The 16503-nt window shown below is 66.4% G+C and carries 13 protein-coding genes; all 13 read right to left on the reverse strand.

Annotation, left to right across the window (positions count from 1 at the left end):
• Window positions 1-56: 56 nt before the first annotated feature.
• The 13 genes from OHT57_RS28015 to OHT57_RS28075 all read right to left on the reverse strand — a co-directional run bounded on the left by OHT57_RS28015 (window position 57) and on the right by OHT57_RS28075 (window position 16457).
• Window positions 57-500, reverse strand: a complete 444-nt coding sequence (locus OHT57_RS28015; RefSeq protein ID WP_328749286.1) for a hypothetical protein — start codon at window positions 498-500, stop codon at window positions 57-59.
• A 98-nt stretch (window positions 501-598) separates the two neighbouring features.
• On the reverse strand, window positions 599-1480 hold the full coding sequence (locus OHT57_RS28020) for a hypothetical protein (protein WP_328749287.1): 882 nt from the start codon (window positions 1478-1480) through the stop codon (window positions 599-601).
• Between the two features lie 145 nt (window positions 1481-1625).
• Window positions 1626-1934, reverse strand: coding sequence for a hypothetical protein (locus OHT57_RS28025; RefSeq protein WP_328749288.1), 309 nt, complete (start codon window positions 1932-1934; stop codon window positions 1626-1628).
• 13 nt (window positions 1935-1947) lie between these two features.
• A complete protein-coding gene (locus OHT57_RS28030) occupies window positions 1948-4026 on the reverse strand; it encodes a hypothetical protein (protein ID WP_328749289.1) in 2079 nt (692 codons plus the stop codon).
• Complete coding sequence (locus tag OHT57_RS28035; RefSeq protein WP_328749290.1) at window positions 4023-6938, reverse strand: hypothetical protein; 2916 nt, start codon at window positions 6936-6938, stop codon at window positions 4023-4025. The genes OHT57_RS28030 and OHT57_RS28035 overlap by 4 nt, the downstream gene beginning before the upstream one ends.
• Window positions 6939-6947: 9 nt before the next feature.
• Window positions 6948-7733: a hypothetical protein gene (locus OHT57_RS28040; RefSeq protein WP_328749291.1), complete on the reverse strand. Its 786-nt coding sequence runs from the start codon at window positions 7731-7733 to the stop codon at window positions 6948-6950.
• Window positions 7734-7744: 11 nt separating this feature from the next.
• Window positions 7745-9268 (reverse strand): baseplate J/gp47 family protein, encoded by a 1524-nt coding sequence (locus tag OHT57_RS28045; RefSeq protein WP_328749292.1) that lies wholly within the window; start codon window positions 9266-9268, stop codon window positions 7745-7747.
• A 99-nt stretch (window positions 9269-9367) separates the two neighbouring features.
• Entirely contained in the window at window positions 9368-10462 is a 1095-nt protein-coding gene (locus OHT57_RS28050) for a poly-gamma-glutamate hydrolase family protein (protein ID WP_328749293.1), read from the reverse strand.
• Window positions 10463-10472: 10 nt separating this feature from the next.
• Complete coding sequence (locus OHT57_RS28055) at window positions 10473-11447, reverse strand: phage baseplate assembly protein V (RefSeq protein WP_328749294.1); 975 nt, start codon at window positions 11445-11447, stop codon at window positions 10473-10475.
• Window positions 11444-12643, reverse strand: coding sequence for a phage late control D family protein (locus OHT57_RS28060; RefSeq protein ID WP_328749295.1), 1200 nt, complete (start codon window positions 12641-12643; stop codon window positions 11444-11446). Before OHT57_RS28060 ends, OHT57_RS28055 begins: the two co-directional genes overlap by 4 nt.
• The gene (locus OHT57_RS28065) at window positions 12630-12914 is read right to left on the reverse strand and encodes a hypothetical protein (RefSeq protein WP_328749296.1); all 285 of its coding nucleotides are present in this window, start codon (window positions 12912-12914) and stop codon (window positions 12630-12632) included. The genes OHT57_RS28060 and OHT57_RS28065 overlap by 14 nt, the downstream gene beginning before the upstream one ends.
• A gap of 10 nt (window positions 12915-12924) precedes the next feature.
• On the reverse strand, window positions 12925-13644 hold the full coding sequence (locus OHT57_RS28070) for a hypothetical protein (RefSeq protein WP_328749297.1): 720 nt from the start codon (window positions 13642-13644) through the stop codon (window positions 12925-12927).
• Window positions 13644-16457 carry a C40 family peptidase gene (locus OHT57_RS28075; protein ID WP_328749298.1) on the reverse strand — a complete coding sequence of 938 codons (2814 nt, stop codon included), beginning with the start codon at window positions 16455-16457 and terminating at the stop codon, window positions 13644-13646. The genes OHT57_RS28070 and OHT57_RS28075 overlap by 1 nt, the downstream gene beginning before the upstream one ends.
• Window positions 16458-16503 lie beyond the last annotated feature (46 nt).

Here is a 16503-nt window from a genome sequence, read left to right on the forward strand (position 1 = left end):
TCAGCGCGTATACGTGCGCTCGATGCGTCAGTTGCTGCGTCACCGGAGTTACTCCGTCAGATGCCTGCCGCCAGAGCTTCCAATTCGTGGTTCTGGGCAACGAGTTGGGCGATTGCCTTGTCGACGAGCTGCCGCTTGGGTGCGCGCGAGAGCGCGGCCTGAACCGGGCCGAAAGGCGAGGAGATGTCGACCGAGTCGATACGAACCTGGGTTTCGGTGCGAGCGCCGGGCCAGGCAAGAACCCGTACGAGCCCGTGCGTTCGCAGGTCTCGGATGGCGCGGGTGGCGGTGCGCAGGCAGACGTACATCTCGTCGGCGAGAGCCTGCTGAGTGATGTACGCGCAGGACCAGCCGGTGTCCGCGTCGTAGCGGGACGCCGCGTTGGTCACCAGGAATGTGTAGGCCAGCCGCGCACGGGCGGGAACCCGGCAGAGGATGTCTTCCACGGAAATAGGCAATTCGCTGCCATTTTCCGAGCCTTCGAGGAGGTGATCGCGCATGCTATTCTCCCGGGGAATGCAGTTGTTATGGCGTGGCGGCCATCAGGAGCCAGGCCCCGGCGGAATCCGGTCAAGGTCCGCCGGGGCCTTTCTGTGTGTTACGCCGGAACGCGGCGCTTCTGGACGCCCTTTGGCGGGCGGCCCCGCCCGGCGGGGACCCACTCGTTCTTCTCGGGGTCGAAAATCTCCAGGCGGGTCTTCTTCGGCTCGCCGTCCTCGACGGATTTCTCCGGCCGGGGGGCGAGCAGGGAACGTCCGTGGACCAGGGAGTCGCGCGTCTCGGAGATCCGCGTCAGCAGGTCCCCGCCGATCGTGTCCAGCAGCTCCTCGGCCTGGGTGAGGGCTCCGTTGAGGGCGGCGGCCTCCTGGGCGCTGAGCGTCACGGCCGGGGCGTCGGAGACGATCGCGAGCGCCATCTGCCCGCCGGCCTCGGTCGCGACGGCCGGCGTCTCCGGCGGTGTGTGGTCCGGCAGGTGGTGCCAGGTGACCTCCAGCAGCGCGCGGGAGAGGTCGTGCACGGGGATCTCGGCGCGCAGCGCGGCGGCGGCGACGTCGGCCGTGGCTGCGTCGAACTGCTGCCCTTCCGCCGAGAGCACCAACAGCATCGGGTTCTCGCCCTTGCTGAGCTGCTCGACGAGTGCCACGCCGATGTCGTCGACGATGGCGATGTCGTCCTCGGCGGACTCGACGTTGCCCAGCACGTCGACTGTGTGGCCGTTGCCGGTCTCGTCCCAGATGACCTTGTAGGGCAGCTCGCAGCGGATGGCCCACTCCCACACACGGTGGACACCCTCGGAAGTGGCGGAACCTCCGGCGGGCAGGAACACGGTCAGGTCATATTCCTCGGAGGGGGCGAAGTACCCCTCGCCGTCCTCCGGCCCGAAGGCGAACTGGTCGTTGAGGGAGTCGCAGACCAACTCCGGGGATACGTCGCCGGAGCCGAAGATTCCGAGCGTTACCGGGCGCTTCCCAGTAGGCATATTTTCCTCACATGGGTTGATGTGCTGAACGACAGCGATGTTGCCTTCCATACCTGCCGGAAAATAGGGGTGTCGTGACCGTTTCTGGTGAATCCACTCTGGCGGCGCAAATTGGCCCGAGAGAGTGAGACACCCCCGCTGACCTCTAAGGACCCGGCATTGGCATACCTCGTCTGGCCCTGCCACGGACGATCGCTGAAATGTTTTGTGTCTCACTCGAACGGCGCAGCATGGTGAGCATTCCGGCGAGCGAAGCTGCCGCGATAGGCAGAAGGAAGTCCCTGTCCACCCAATGGTCGAGAGCCAGTGCGGCGCCCAGGGCGGTCAGGGACTTCAGGTATCCGGCGGCGACGTCGGGCAGACGTAGCAGGTCGCAGAGCGGGCGGACCAGGGGAAGCAGGACGCATTCCCAGGCGAAGAACGTGGCTAGAGCGAGCACGATCAGATGTGTCATGAGGGCCCCTGCATCAGGGGGCGCTCGCGTACACAATCCGGTACGAGGCGCCCACGCCGAGTTGGCGCTGGATGATCTGATCGAGACGGTACTGATTGACTCTTTTTCCCCGGTAATAGTGAGAACGGGAGTCGCCGGGGGTGCCCTCCCACATGTAATCGCCGCTCGGATTATTGCCGTCGAAATACGGGGCGACCTTGTCCGCTTCTTCCAGCAGGAAATGGTCGTAGTAGAAGGTGAGCGGGCCGACGTTCGCGTACGGGCCATTCGCTACGACCGACTCCCACAGCAGCCCGTTGTACTGCACTCGCGCGCTGGCGGTGTACGGGATGCTCTGCGACCAGTTCGGCTCGGCGACCGGGGCCTGGTCGACCTCGGCCCACACGGCGTCGCTGGTGCCGGGCTGAACGGCGCTGTACACCGAGGCGACATCGTCCGCCGCGTAGCCGAGACTGATCGCGCCGTCGCCGCCGAAGGTCGGGCTCGTCTTGAAGGTGACCGCAAGCCGGTACCAGGTGACGTTTCCGGTCGGGTCGAAAATCGGGCTGCTCGTGCCGCGCACGAGCTGGTCGCCGTTGTGGGCCCAGATGGTGATGGGCACGGAGGAGGCGACCGGCTTCACGTACAGCGACGCGGTGTACACCGTGGACGGCTTGAGACGGCTGATGAGAGCGCTCTGGCCGGTCACGGTCGTCACACCAGTGCGCGGGGACAGGCCGTTGACCAACGTGGCGGTCGGCGCCGTGGTGATACTGAAGGACGCGGCATTTCCCACGATGCCGCCGCCTGAGACCAGAGTGAGCGCGGCGGTCAGGCTGGCGTCCTTGACCTGGTTCCACCCCCACACGCTGTTCTGGAAACTCGGGTTCTTGACGTAGTTCAGCCGCGTCGCCCGCAGCTTGAGCACGAGTTGGCGCGGGGCCTGCCAGGTCCGTGCCGGGCTCGCGCCGTTCTTCTTCGTCGACAGGGTCGAGGGAATCCAGATGCGGTGCTCGTCGGCGTAGAACACGAACCGCGACGCGCCACCGCTGGTGATGCGCGGGACGACTGCCGCCCACACAGCCGTGTCCTCCATAAGGAGCTGGGCGCTGGCCTGCTGCCACTTGAAGCCGCCGGCCGTGGTGACGGCGGAGCCGACGGCGTAGGTGCCGATCAGGTTGAAGCTGGCGTCGTAGCGCAGGATGGCGCACTGGAACTGCTGGCCGGCCACTTCCGTCGCGGCGGAGATCTGGGCCTGATAGGTCACCCCGGGCTCGACCCGGACGAAGGCCGCCTGGAGCGGACGCAGCGTGAGCGTGGCCGGCGCCGCCACCGGAGTACCGCCGACATCGGTGCTCGGAGTCGTTCCGGGAAGTGCGTCGTCGGTGGTGAAAGCGCGGTACTTCACGTCGGCGTAGGTCTGCCGGCGGGCCAGGAGGTTGGGGTAGGTCCCAAAGTTCTGCACGGCGGTGTAGGAGTTCGTCGGGGGAGGTGACTGGTAGACGAATTTCCCGGAGAAGGCGCCGCAGGAGGCACGCTCGGTCGTGCGGCTGAAGGTCATGTAGCTGGTCTCGCCGCCACCGCCGACGGGCTCGTACAGCATGCGTCCCTCGTAGGACGCCTGCTCCAGCGTGAACAGATTGGACCCGAACTGGTTGGTGTCGGTGTCCAGACCCGGCGGGGTCTTCTCGAACTGCACGTAGGCGAGCTGCTGAGTCTCGTTCACGGCCATGTTCGAGGAGGTGACGCCGAGCCGTGCCTGATCGAATACGCCGTAGATGCGTCCCAACGGCCCTGGAACATAATCGGAGTTGGGCACTGTCACGGAGAGGGAGAGACGCTTCCACAGGCCGACGGTGTCGCCGGTCCCGCCCGGCCGGTACACGCCCGAGGTGACGTGGGTGAACGCCGGGTCCGGATAGACCGAGGGCCCGTAGGGCACCACCGCGAAGTCCGCGAAGGCGCCCGGTACATCGGACTGCGTGAGAACGCAGGTGCCGTTTCCCACGCTCGTGCCCGCGAGGGATATCTGGGTGATTAGCCGCAATGCCGGGTCGAAGACGCCATTGCCGACGCTCGTCCCCGCGAAGGACACAGGAATGGGGACAGTCATGAGCGGACCCTTTCCAGCAGACCCCAGCCGAAGGCGGTGTTGTTGCGTGTGTCGCTGACCGTCGCGAGGGTGCGCCAGCTCTGCCCGGGAATCCGCGACTCGACGAGAATGTCCGCCGCGCGGTTACGCACACGAAAGCGCTCACCGGATTGCACGGGCGTCCAGGTGGCGACCACCGCGACCGTGACAGCCGTGACCGTGGAGCCGGACAGCGTGAGGGTGGTGTACGTCAGCCGGTCCCGGGAGGCGAGCCAGTACGCCGTCGAGCTGTACCGGAAGACGACGCCGTGCTCCATCGTCCCGGCGCTGTCGTCCGGGGCCGACATGTAAGTCACGTACGCCTGCTCGCCCTGGTGGCCCGCCGGCACAGGGTCGTAGACCCAGACTCGGTTGAACCACAGAACCCGGCCGGCCTTCTTCTCGTTCGCGCCGGCACCCGCGTTCCAACCGGTGGGTCGGACAACCCCCCGCGCGTTCTCCCAGGTGCCGTAGGAGACGTTCCACGGGATAGGCACGCCCATCTGGCCGGCGGCGGGTGTCACGTACCCTGCCGGGGCGCTTCCGGTGGACTGCGGGTAGCTGTAGTTCTGCAACTCGAAGCGGTCATAGAGGAGTTGCGCGTCCGAGCCAAGGAAGCCCGTGCCGCCGAAGACGCCGTAGGAGTTGTAGAAGTTGATAAAGAGCCGGACGTCTTCTCCCGTGGCTGTGGCCGTCCGGTTGTGGTAGAGCGAGAAGGTATACCGCTGCGAGTTCAAGCCACACCAACGCCACCACCGGTTGTCGGTGTTGTAGCCCGTCGGGAAAATGCCGAGTGAGGGAAGAGCGGCTTCGTAGAGGTGCCCGCGCCAGGCAATGCGGTCACCCTGCTTGTACGCCTTGGTGGCCGACCACGAGATCACCTTCGGTGTGTAGACGGAGTCCGTGATGATCCGGCTCGGCTCAGGCGATGAGTTCGCCGTGTAGGACGTGAACGTCCACTTGTCGGGGTTGAGATCGGGCTGGCGTCCGACCGACTGCGCCCTGGCCATGTAGACCGGTGGCTTAGCCCACCCCAGGGGGTTCCAGATGACCGCCTGTCCGGGGAAGTACGTCTCGGAGGAGGACCATGTGGACGCCTTGACCGGCCCTGACAGGTAGACCTCGCGGGTGCCAGCGGTCGTCTTGGCGGTGTAGTTGAGCGCATTGCCCGTCCCTGGGCTGCTGGTTCCCGAGCGCGCCCCCTGGGGGGAGACCCACCAGTCCGGGCTCACCCCGGACGACACGTCCGGGTTGATGGCGCCGTTGGTAGTCAGGTTCCAGCTCCCGTAGCCACCTGTGAGCGGGTTGGCCTCGGTGAGGGTGTCCTGGAGGGTGTTGGGGGTCAGGGCCTGCCAGTACGTGGCGGACAGCGCGTCTCCCGTGGGCGGGATGTTGAGGTTGATGCCGCCGCCTTGCAGCATCCAATAGCTCGCGGTGATGCCGTAGCCCGTCGAGAGCGCGTTTCTCCCGGTCACCGTCAAGGCCAGGGTGTTGCCGGTCGCCGTCAGGTTGAAGTTTCCGACGAGCTGAATCGGGATGAGCTGCCGGGTGGGGCTGTAGAGGTCGAGCGCCGGCATCGTCGCGGCGACCCCGTTGACCTTGGCGGTGACGATGCCGCCGGCTGGGTCGGCGACCGCGACCAGGAGCACGTTGTAGAACCCTGCTCCGCCGCTCGCGGCGTTGAAGGTGAAGGTGAGGATGTCGCCGACGGCGGCGTTGTCGAGGTGGACGTAGCCCGGGTAGGGGTCGGCCACCCGGTCGGGGTCGCGCACGATGGTGCCCGTACCGGTCCGCGTCGGGTTGGAGCCGGTATACGAGAGGTACGCCGACTCACGGCGCGGAGTGCCGATCGCTGCGTACAGCTCGCCGTTGTACTGGACGATGTCGGAGTAGAGCTGGGAGCCGGCCGTAGTCGAGTAGACGGTGTCCCGTTTCCAGGCCGGGTAGGTGGGGCTGGCGAACGAGGATTCGTCAAGGTCGTGCAGCTCGTTGTACCCGATCGACACGTCCGCGTCCCAGCCGGTAATCGCCTTCACCAGCGCGGCAGTTGAGGCGGTGCTGCCCCGGTCGCGCTGGATCAGGGCTGCGTCACGGACGTAGGTGCGGCGAAGTTCCGGCAGGGTCGGCAGCCGGTCGGCGATCCCCATCTGCTGTGCCAGCAAGGTGATTTGCCGGTCGGTGCACCGCAGGACGTTGTTGAGGCGCAAGAGTTGGTCGTTCTCGCACTTCATTACATCGAAGAAGTACCCGAACAGCCTGCAAAAACGGGCGAGTTGCTCATTGACGGGAATGCTCGACGCGGTTGATTCGACCGTCTCTACTTTGTAGGGGCGAGGAATGTTGTCATACAGCAGGAGACTGTTCCCGAACTCCCGGACCGCAAGGCCCACTCCGCCGCCGCAGCGCATCCACTGCTCGCTGATCGAGGACAGGCTCCAGTACGTCGGATTCAGGTCGGGGGCACTGCTGGGGCCAGCCTTGATGGCGATGTAGACACTGGAGTTGTAGGTGACCAGATCACCCGGGTAGTAGGTGACCGTCGAATCCCACGTGTCCGGAGCCGTCGAAACAAAAACGCCGTAGTAGTAGACCTGACCGGGCACCGTTGTGTCGTCGAGAAAGGTGCCGGTGTCCGTGCCGGCGGGGGTCTCCAGAACAACCCACCCATCGTCCTCCGTGTCCGGGATTCCGTAGCTATTGCGCACCAGACGGAGCTTCGTCCACGCCTTCACTCCGGCGAGGATCTGGGACGCGGCAGCCTGAATCGGCGTGTCCCACGTCACCTCCAGCGCACCGTAACCGCGTTGCTCCACAGTGATGTTGGAGTCGAACGCCACGAAAAGTGGTGCCCCGTAAAGGGTCTTGGCGTAAATGTCGAGCTGGTAGACACCCATAGCGTTACCTCACGTCAGGTCGCGGACGAAGGAGACGCTGATAGTCGCGTTGGCATCAACGGTGTTGTCGGACGCGCCGTGTTGACTGACCTGGACCTGCATGGGAATCCCGGCGTTCCAGCGGCCCTGCCACGACAGGTTGATTCGGTGCCTGATCCACGTCTGGGTCTCGATGAGCGAGTCCTGGCCGGCGATCTCGTCGTTTCCGCGCATCAGCCGCACGTGCACGAAATGCAGGTCGTTGGGGCGACGAACGGTGGAGTCAGCCCATACGTTGACACTGACATCCCAGAATCCCGTCATGGGTGCCACCACGTTCGAGCCGCCCTGGTACATCCGGTTCGGGTCGAAATCGGCAGCACCCCATTTGAAGGGCACCCATTTCCCCTCGCCGGCCGGGACTTTCATTCCCGGGGCCCTGATTACGGCGGCGGCCGGCTTGCTCGGCTTGGTGCCGGACTGCCCGACGAGGAGCTGTGTCATCAGCGTCAGCCAAGTCGTCTGCTGCTGAAGTGCCTTGAGCCGGTCGGTGACACTCGCGTAGGTCTTGCTCTGGCCGAAGTTCGAGACGGGCGCCGGAGTCTTGAGCGTCATGGCGCCCGCACGCGGCGGCCAGATCAACGGAGTGATGCCGCTCGGCGACCATCCCGTCCAGACATGCGGGTTGGTGCCGACCGTCTTCTCAATGGCGGCCAACTCGTTCTGCATGTCGTTTACATGCGCGGCCCAAATCGTGTCGACTTGGTCGACTTTCGGAGTCCAGGACTTGACCGACATGGGGTAGACGGCAGGCATAGCGTGCGCTCCTATACTCCGCCGCTGGCGGTAATGACCATGTTCCCGATGATGGGAATTTCGTTTTCTCGGCAGATGACGTCAGCGGTACCGCTTTGTGGGAGGTCGGAGCGGGCCATGAGCTGAATGACGACCCAGTCCACGCCGGCGACGTCCTGAATGGCCCGGTAGAGGTGGGAGATGGAAATACGGGAGGAGAACGTCGTCTCGGGCGGCGTGAAGGCTTCCTGAATCGCCCGCTGAACGGCGAGCTTCACGGTGTCGCGGCGGTAGCGCGGCAGCACGGACAGCAGAACCGGGAGCGCGGTAGAGCCGATGTTCACCGGGATCAGGGAGCCGTTGACGACGTTGACGACGACCCCGGACAGAGCCCGCTCCTGCACGTACTGAGCGACCGCGTCCCGTTGCCCCTCCGACGGGAGGATGTTGTTGGGGCCGATGACATAGATCGTTACGGCGCTGGCCGAGCGGACCACGGCACGGGCGTCGGCGACCCCGGCGACGGCCAGGGCGAGGTCGGCGTAGTCCTGGGCGGAGACCGCGCGACCCTGGGTGCGGAAGAGCCTGGGCGCGTTCTCGCGGATCTGGTCGGTTGGCTCAACGTCTGCTCCGCCGGCCATCGGTGCCGAGCCGGCCACAACCACGCCGGGCAGGGCGTCGGCGAGGTCGATGATGGAGCCCTGGGGCACGTTGCCGTAGGAGCCGCCGCCCGTGCGGTACGCGGCGGCGAGCTTGATGCCGGTGGCCGGCAGCGCGCCATTGGTTCCGTCGCCGAAGGTCACACGGGTGACGCCCTGGTCGTCGGTCTCGGCGGTGAAAACGAGGTCGCTGTCGCGGACGAGAAGGAAGTCCCGTACGCGGGTCCACTCCGTGCCGCCCACGCCGTCGTCGAGGAAGATCCTCACGGTGTCCAGGAGGACCGGTGTCTGGGCGAGGGCGAAGACCTGGCTCTTCGTGCCGTCGCTCGTGCCGATGTCCTCGACGCGGACAGTCGAGCCCGGGTCGCCGGACGTCGAGGGGTAGAGCACCAGGCTGCGGTCGCCCTGGGTCACGCCTTCGACGACCAGGCCGACGATCTGGGGCACGGGGGTGGTGTAGGCCGGCACGGTGACGGCGGAGGCCAGCTCGTAGGTGACCGGGCGGTCCAGGCTCGGGATGTACTCGGTGATCACCTGTGTGCCGATGTCCAGCGTCACCGGGGACACCAGGCCGGGCGCCGGGGAGAAGGCGACCTGGCCGGTGGCCGGGATCGCGGGGTGCGGCTGGTAGCCGAGCTGCTGCGCGATGGCCACGACGCTGGAGCGCTGGGTAGCGGTGGCCAGGAATGACTCGTCAGCGATCCGGTCCTGGTAGAAGGAAATGATGTCACCCATGTAGGCGAAAAGCTCGACCATCACCACGCCGAAATCGGCGGGAGACCGTGACGTCCATTCCGGCAGGATCTGCGTCGCGTACTGAAGCAGCGAGTCCCGGTAGCCGGTGAAATCACGCGAGGTGTAGTCGATCTGCGTTACGGCTCCGCTGTCGACTGCCACGGCATACACTTCCCTTCCGGTACCTCCAGCGGAACCGAATGAGAAATGAGTGCTGGTCTAATACGGGGATTCTACGGAGATGGGCAGGGTGCCCGTTAATTACTCTGGCGTGGAAATCACCGTGCCGCCGACCAGGACGCCGACCGTTCGTGTGTTGTCGCGCTCGGCCCCGGGGACGTCCGCGCGGCTCACCTGGACGTTGACGTTGACGGAGCCCAGGGCCTCGTTGACGTCGGCCACGATGGCGGAGACCACGGCCGAGGGCTCGAACTGGGCGACGGCGTCGATGACCGCGCGCTGGAGCTGGTCGTTGGCGACCTCGGGGTTGACGGCGAACAGTGCAGCCGAGGTGGGGACGCCATAGGTGGACCGCATCGCCCGCTCCCCGGGCAGCGTGCCGACCAGGGCATGGACGCGGTCCAGGAGCTGCTCGCGCTCGTCGGTGGTGGCTGAGACGCCACCGGAGTGGTCGATGGCGAATGGGGTCCGCATGGCGATGGACACGGCCTGGTCGTCGGGGGTGCGCGGCTGGGTGATGACCGGCAGGACGTCGTCGGTGTCGCTGTCGAGCGGCACCAGGGCGCATGCCCGGCGGATGGCGTCGCCGTACGCGAAGAAGTCGGGCAGCCGGTTCTCGGGCAGGGCGATGGCTGCGGCGGACAGATCTCCGCCCGCGTAGAAGGACTTGCGCAGCGTGAGAGAGAGGTCGAGCTGGACGCCAGCCCTCGGCCTGTTGCGGTTGCAGATGTTCTGCGGGTCGTCGCCAGCGAAGCTCACCGGGGCGCGGTCGGTCTCGAATCCGGACGCGTTGAGTTCCTGCACGATCAGCGAGGCCAGAACAGGGTCAGCGCCGCTGATGTAGGTGACCTTCTCGGCTTCCCGCTGGTCGCCCACGCCGTGCCAGACCACGGTACGGCTGGAGTTGCCCGTGTTCACGACGCAGAACGGCTCGTCGAATGCGGTTGCCGACAGCGCGAGGTTCTCGGCTGTCAGGTCGTTCAAGCCCTCGAACGAGTACCAGGCGCCAGTGTCACCGGCAGCGTACGCGGCGAGCTGCGACGTGGGCGGTTCAATGCCGCCGCCGTGAATGGCCGCGTGCAGCAGGTAGGTGCCGCTGCCGTAGCGGTTCTTGATGGCGTAGTCGATGCCGAGGACTCTGTCGGCAGCCAGGTAGCGGAAGTTCTGGTAGGCCACTGCCTTCTCCTCAGATTATTCGGGCGCGGATTCCGGTCAGTGACATGTCGTAGGTGGGCGCTGCTCCGCCGGGGAAAAGCGCCATGAGGTCGCCGTTGGTTTCCATCGTGATGCGTGCTGCCGGAGTATCGTGCTGGCCGACCGGAATGACGACAATCCATTTGTTGTCGAACGCGGCAGACGAACTGGCGCCCTCTGTTCGATACACGGCCGTCACGGTGCACGTGGCCCCCGGGGTCAAGCCGGTGAGTTGGCGTGAGTTCGAGGCGGAGGTGTTATTCGTGCCTTGGAGTTCTGCGGCGCGATTGTCGTCGCCCTCGGCCAGGACCGTCGCCCCTTGGAGGCAACGGACGCTCATCAGGCAGCGGCCCGTTGCGGTGGTGTTCTGCATCATGGCGCCGAAGACGACCACGGCCTGTCCCGAGGCCGACGCGATGAAGGTGATGCTCGGGCCGTTGGCGTCGGTGACGTAGGCCGCGCTCGTGGTCGACGAGGTGGTCCGGAACTCGCCGTAGACCGTCTTGGAGTTGTACGCCGTGCGGTAGATCGTGGCCGTCGTGGCGCGGTGCGGTTCGACGGGGCGTATGCCCAGAGGCAGACTCGCGAACTTCACGACCACGCCGGTGCCGATGGCGCTGGGGTTTTCCACGGACCCGGACAGCTCGACCATGCCGTCCTGCGTGACCCGGTAGACCGGCGAGCCGGCAGAGGAAGGCACCCACCCGGATTCCAGGGCCAGCGGTGTCCAGATGCCGGGTACTGCTGGCCGAAGGCGCGGCCAGTAGATGGGGTGGTTGCGGTCTCCGCCGTCGAAGGTGACGTAGACCTGGTCACCCGGGAGTGCCGCGCCGATAGTGGCCGACTCCGCCCAGCCGCTCACGGCGGTGCCCATGATCTGGGGGATTCGCAGGCGTACCCGGCCGCGATTTTGCGGGTCCTGGGTGGAGACCACGATGCCGCTGTAGGTGCCGTACAGAGGGATCACGAGAGCCCTCCGGTGTACGCGGCCCGCCAGCGCCCGTTGACGAGCACGGTCGGCGCCGGGTTGACAGGGGGCTGCTGCACCTTCAGGTCCAGCTTCCGGGCGTCGTTGCGGCCCAGCACGAGTGTGGCGGTGTAGGTCGTCTTCTGCGGGTAGAGCAGGTTCACGTTGATCTTGTGCACGGCGGAGCGGACCATCCACAGGCCGAGGTTGCTCTCCCCGACCGCGTCGCCCTGGACGTCGACCACGGAGCCGGGCCGCAGGCGTGGGTCGCCGTTGGTGACGGCTCGGGCCTCGACCCACAGCCAGTCCGACTCGGCGGCCAGTAGTCGGCTCGCCTGGTTGTAGGACGCGGCCGGCCGGTCGGCGTACTGCCGGTCCAGGACGGCGGCCACCTGCTGGCCGTGCAGCGTCGTCCGGGTCTGGGAGTAGGAGGCCGGCGTGAGGACGCTAGAGGTGCGGTTGTAGGCCACTGCCCGGTACCGGGCGCGGACACCGCCTGCGGGGTCTGTGTCGCCGAGGATGGCGGAGAACTCGCGCAGGGTGTCGATGGCTCCCGGGGCCTTGGTCATGCGAACCAACGGCACGCTTCGGTCGGAGGCCGGCATGACCGTCTCGCGGTTGACGAACCACAGCACGGTGCCGTCCACGTAGACGCGGTAGCCGATCTGGTCTGCCACGTCGCACAGGAACTGCCAGTCGCTCATCGACTGCATCTGCTGGGCGAAGATGACGGAGGAGCCGTCCACGCGGGGCTGGAGGCTGTACTCGGCGGCCACCGTGCGGGCGATGGCGCTCGCGCTGGTGTCGCGCCACGTCCGGTTGCGCCGGGTCTGCGTCAGCATGGACGTGCCGGTGAGGGTGTAGACCACCGGAATTTGCACGGCGTGTCCGAAGCGGGGGTCGGTCTCGCTGGCCAGGACGCGGGAGGAGGCGACGTAGCCGTACCAATCTGCGCTGTCGTCCGACCACCAGCCGAACCGCAGGCGGACGGGGGTGTTCTCCGCCCACACTGACCCTGCCGGTGTGCGCCACTGCTGCGAGGGCATCGCCGGGTTGTAGGTGTGCATCACCGTCAGCTCCGCCACCTGGTGCGCGTTCTCGGCCTGGTACAGCTCGAAGCTCGACACCCACGCCCCGCGCTCCAGGGTCGGCTCCGCCGCCGTCAGGTGGGGACGGTAGGTGTTACGCCACGCCACGGGGCACCATGATCTGAAGGCCGGCCGGCGGCTGCGTCCAGTCCAGAACCCGGGGGTTGGCCTCGGCGTACATCCACCAGGACGTCTCGCTGCCGTAGTACTGCGCCGCCACCGCATCGACCCGCTCGGCCGCGCGCCACCGGTAGTCGGACACGCGCAGGGACTGGTCAGCCGGCGGGCGTTGCAGGACCGCGAGTTGGAGCTGGCCGTTGCGGTCGGGCACGAGCGCCGTTGAGTTGCGCTGGTAGCGCGAGGTTCGGGAAATGGCCACTGCTCTCTCCTTACACCCACCCGTACGACGACATGAGCGTCATGCTGATATCGACAGCGCACCGCACTGGCGTCATACGCTGCGAAAAATGCGTGTAGGTAATCCCGATGTTGTTGACGTACCCGAAGTACTCCATACGGGAAAGGCCCGGCAGTTTGTCTTTGAAGGAGTGTCGGGCTTGCCCGAATCGACACCACACCGGGCTCATCTGCATGATGCCGATGACGCTCCCGGAGGTCGCCGCGTCCTCCCCGTCCGTGGCCTGTGCCTCCTGGGAGGTGTTGATTCCGACCAGGTTGTACAGCACGTGGATATCGGCCATCACGCCGTACGTGCCCTCGATCGTGCCGAATTTGGTCGGGTCCGACATCTCGTAGGTTCGATCGAAGAGCAAGGCGAAGGAAAGCGTGCCGCCGGCCGCGACCAGAGGAACGCCGGTGTCCAGGTCAGAGCGTGTGTACGGGGGCATGACCTGGTTCGCCGCATCGGTGCTGTGGTTCACGCTGACCGTGGACGGGTTGTACAGGAAGTTCAGCATGTAGAAGCGGTTCTCTTTGGCCGTGTTGGTCTTCGGGAACGCGGTCACCATGTAGCCGCGTTGGAGCCCGAAGTTGGAGCCGGCCTCCCCGGGGAGATACGAGGGGATGCTTTGAATTCGGGGGTCGAAGTTGTTCTCCCAGATTCCCTTGCCCGGGAGATTAACCGCCCCTTCGGACTTCTTGTCCGCCATCACCAGCCTCCCATCAGGGACTTGATCCGGTCGTCGGCTGCCACATAGCTGACGAAGGACGACGCGGCGGACTTGGCGCCCTCGGCAGTGGCGGAGGGCATTTGCACCACGACGGAACCAGCGCCGAAGGAGAGAGTCACCGAGCCCGTACCGCCGGCGGAGTTCGAGCCCTGGCCGGGGCTGGGGTTGAGGCCCTGGTTGAGCAGGGCCTGGCGGACGGTATGAGCCGCGTTGGCCTCCAACACCATTTCGCCGCCGTGCAGTTTGGCGTCCACGCCCTCACCGCGCTGCCCGGGGACTTCCCAGGCGCCGTCCTTGTACCAGTGAGGATTCTTGGAGTTCCAGAAGGACCACGCCTTGCTGGGAGTCCCGTAGCGGCCCTTGATGTACTTCAGGCCCCAAGAGATCTGCTTGGACGGAGAGTTGCGCCAGGCCGAGGTGGCAGTCTCCTTGTGGATGTTCGACATGGCCTGCGGGATTCCGTAGGCGTCGGAGTTCGGGTTATCGGCCCAGTGCCGCCAACCGGACTCACCCATCCACAGCTTGTACAGGGAGTCCCACTGGCCGCCGGTCCACCCGTACTCTGCGGCCATCTTCTTGCCCAGCTTCACGTTCGCCTGGACGTTGTGCGGCGCGTCCTGCCCCGCGTTGCCTCCCGAGCCGGTGTCGGTGTCGGCCTCCTCGTTCTGCGACGCGCTGGGGGTACGGCTGACGCTCTGGGCACTGCCTCCACCGCCGCCGGAAAGCGCAGCGGCGAGGGCGTCAACCTCCTCGACCGACCCGTACGCTCCGGAGACGTTGAGCCCGCCCCCGCCCCCGCTGCCACTCTGGCTGGCTGTGGGGTCGTTCTGCTCACCCGAGAGGGTCGCCGTGGCCGCCATCCCGCCGGACATGACCCGCCGAGCCCGCTTGAACTTGCTGTACATCGGGCCTTCGACGACGCCCTTGCCGGGATTCGCGGCCTCGATGACCCGACCGTTTCCGGCGTAAAGGCCCACGTGTGAGAGGTCTTTGTAGAACACCAGGTCGCCGGGCCGGACTTCGTCGATCGGGACCTCGACGCCCTTTTTGATCTGGTCGTAGGTGACGCGGGGCAGACCCACGCCGGCCTTCGCGAAGGCGGCCTGCATCAGGCTGGAGCAGTCCCACGCATTCGGTCCTTCGGCGCCCAGGACGTAGCGGTCACCGACTTGCGCGCGGGCGAAGTTGATAGCGCCAGCGACGCCGCCGCCAGTGACGCCGGCCTTGTCGGACTTCTTGGACCCGGACCCGCCCTGCTTGGACTCGGGGGTCCCGGAGTCGCCGCCGAACAGACCTGAGATGCCCTTCCATGCGGATTTGGCCCAGGACGACTGGTCGGTTCCCTCGCCCGAGTCGCCGAAGAAGACGTTGGGTCCTGAATTCCAGCCGCTCTGGAAACCGGATACCCCGCCCTTCCCGGCGTCCTTGAGGCGAGAGATGGTGCCTCCGACGGGCCCGCCGGCCTTGTAGGCGCCGGTGAGGCCGCCGAACCAGTCGGCGAACGGGCCGAGCGCCTTCTGGAGGATCGTCTTGATGTCCGCGAGGGTGTCGGCGCTCGCGCGGGCCGCGTCGAGGAAGGACGCGCTTGCAGGCAGGTGGCCTTCGCGGGTGAGGCCCTGGAGGTAGCGCTGTGAGTCCTGGTAGCTGCCGCCGACGCTCGGGGCGTAGTCCTTGATCTTCTCTCGCGCCGTGTCGCCCGAGTCACCGCGCTTGCCGGCGTCTTCGATGAGCTGAAGTGCCTTTTCCGAGGAGAGCCCCTTGAGCCCCTGCTTCTCCGGGTTCACGAGATTCCGCAGGAGTTCCGTCTGGTTGCGCATTGCTTCCAGGGACTGGCCCGAAAGCCCAGCAGCCCGGCCGTAGTTCGACAGGGACATCGACAGCGAGCCGCCCTGCATGAGCTGGTCATGGAGCTGCTTCGACGACAGGCTGCTGAAGTCTCCGCCGTTCACCCGCTGCGCCAGACTGAGGGCGATGGCCGCCGAGGAATTCTGCTTGCCACCCGCGAGCCGCGTCGGGGTGAGGCCGAACATCTGGCTGGCGTAAAACGCCTGCCCGGTGCCGAGTTCGTTCTGGAGCTGAGCCCCGCCCTGCACGCCGAGCCCGGGGGTTATGTAGGCGGCCGAAGAAGCGCGGCTGAGCTGCCTTTGGACCTGAGACGAAGCACTCTGGAGCGTGATGTCGGTCGCGCCGCTGTAGAGATCCTCGTTGGAGGTGGCCCACATCATGGCGCCGCTGGACTTCAGATTGCGCCCCATGGACCGTGCCCGCGTGCCGGCGCTGCCGCTCCAGTCCGGCGCGGCCAGGTTCATCCGGCGCTCGTACTGCCCGAGCTGCTCTTCGAACCCTCCGCTGTAGTACGACCGCGCGGCCCCGACCACGGCGCCGGTGACCTGACCCGCGAACGCGAGGCGGTTCATCGTGGTCTGCGTCGCCGACTGCTGGCGCAGACGCCGCATGTCCGCGTTCATGCGCGCCATCGACCCGGAGAAGTTGTTCTCGCGGAGATCCCAGTCCCGGTCGATGCTGTCGGTGCGCGTCCGGTAGAGCGTCGACCCCTCCCGCAGACGCTGACGGGCTTCGTTCTCCTGGGCGAGCGTCGAGCGAGGGTTGTTGATGATGCCCATCTGGGTGCGCCGGTACTGCGCCCAGCGGATCTGCTGTTGCTGGACTTCGTCTTGCATCCGCTGGCGGGCGACGTTGTGCGCGGCCTGGGCCTGGAGGCTCTGCTGCTGGAGATTCCCTAGCTGGTGATCCTGGCGCGTCTGCCCGCCCATGGGGCCGTAGGCCCCCATGCCCATTGTGCCGAGGCCGGCCTGGCTGGCGAACCGATTGGTAAAG

It is taken from the genome of Streptomyces sp. NBC_00285, assembly GCF_036174265.1.
Lineage (GTDB): Bacteria > Actinomycetota > Actinomycetes > Streptomycetales > Streptomycetaceae > Streptomyces.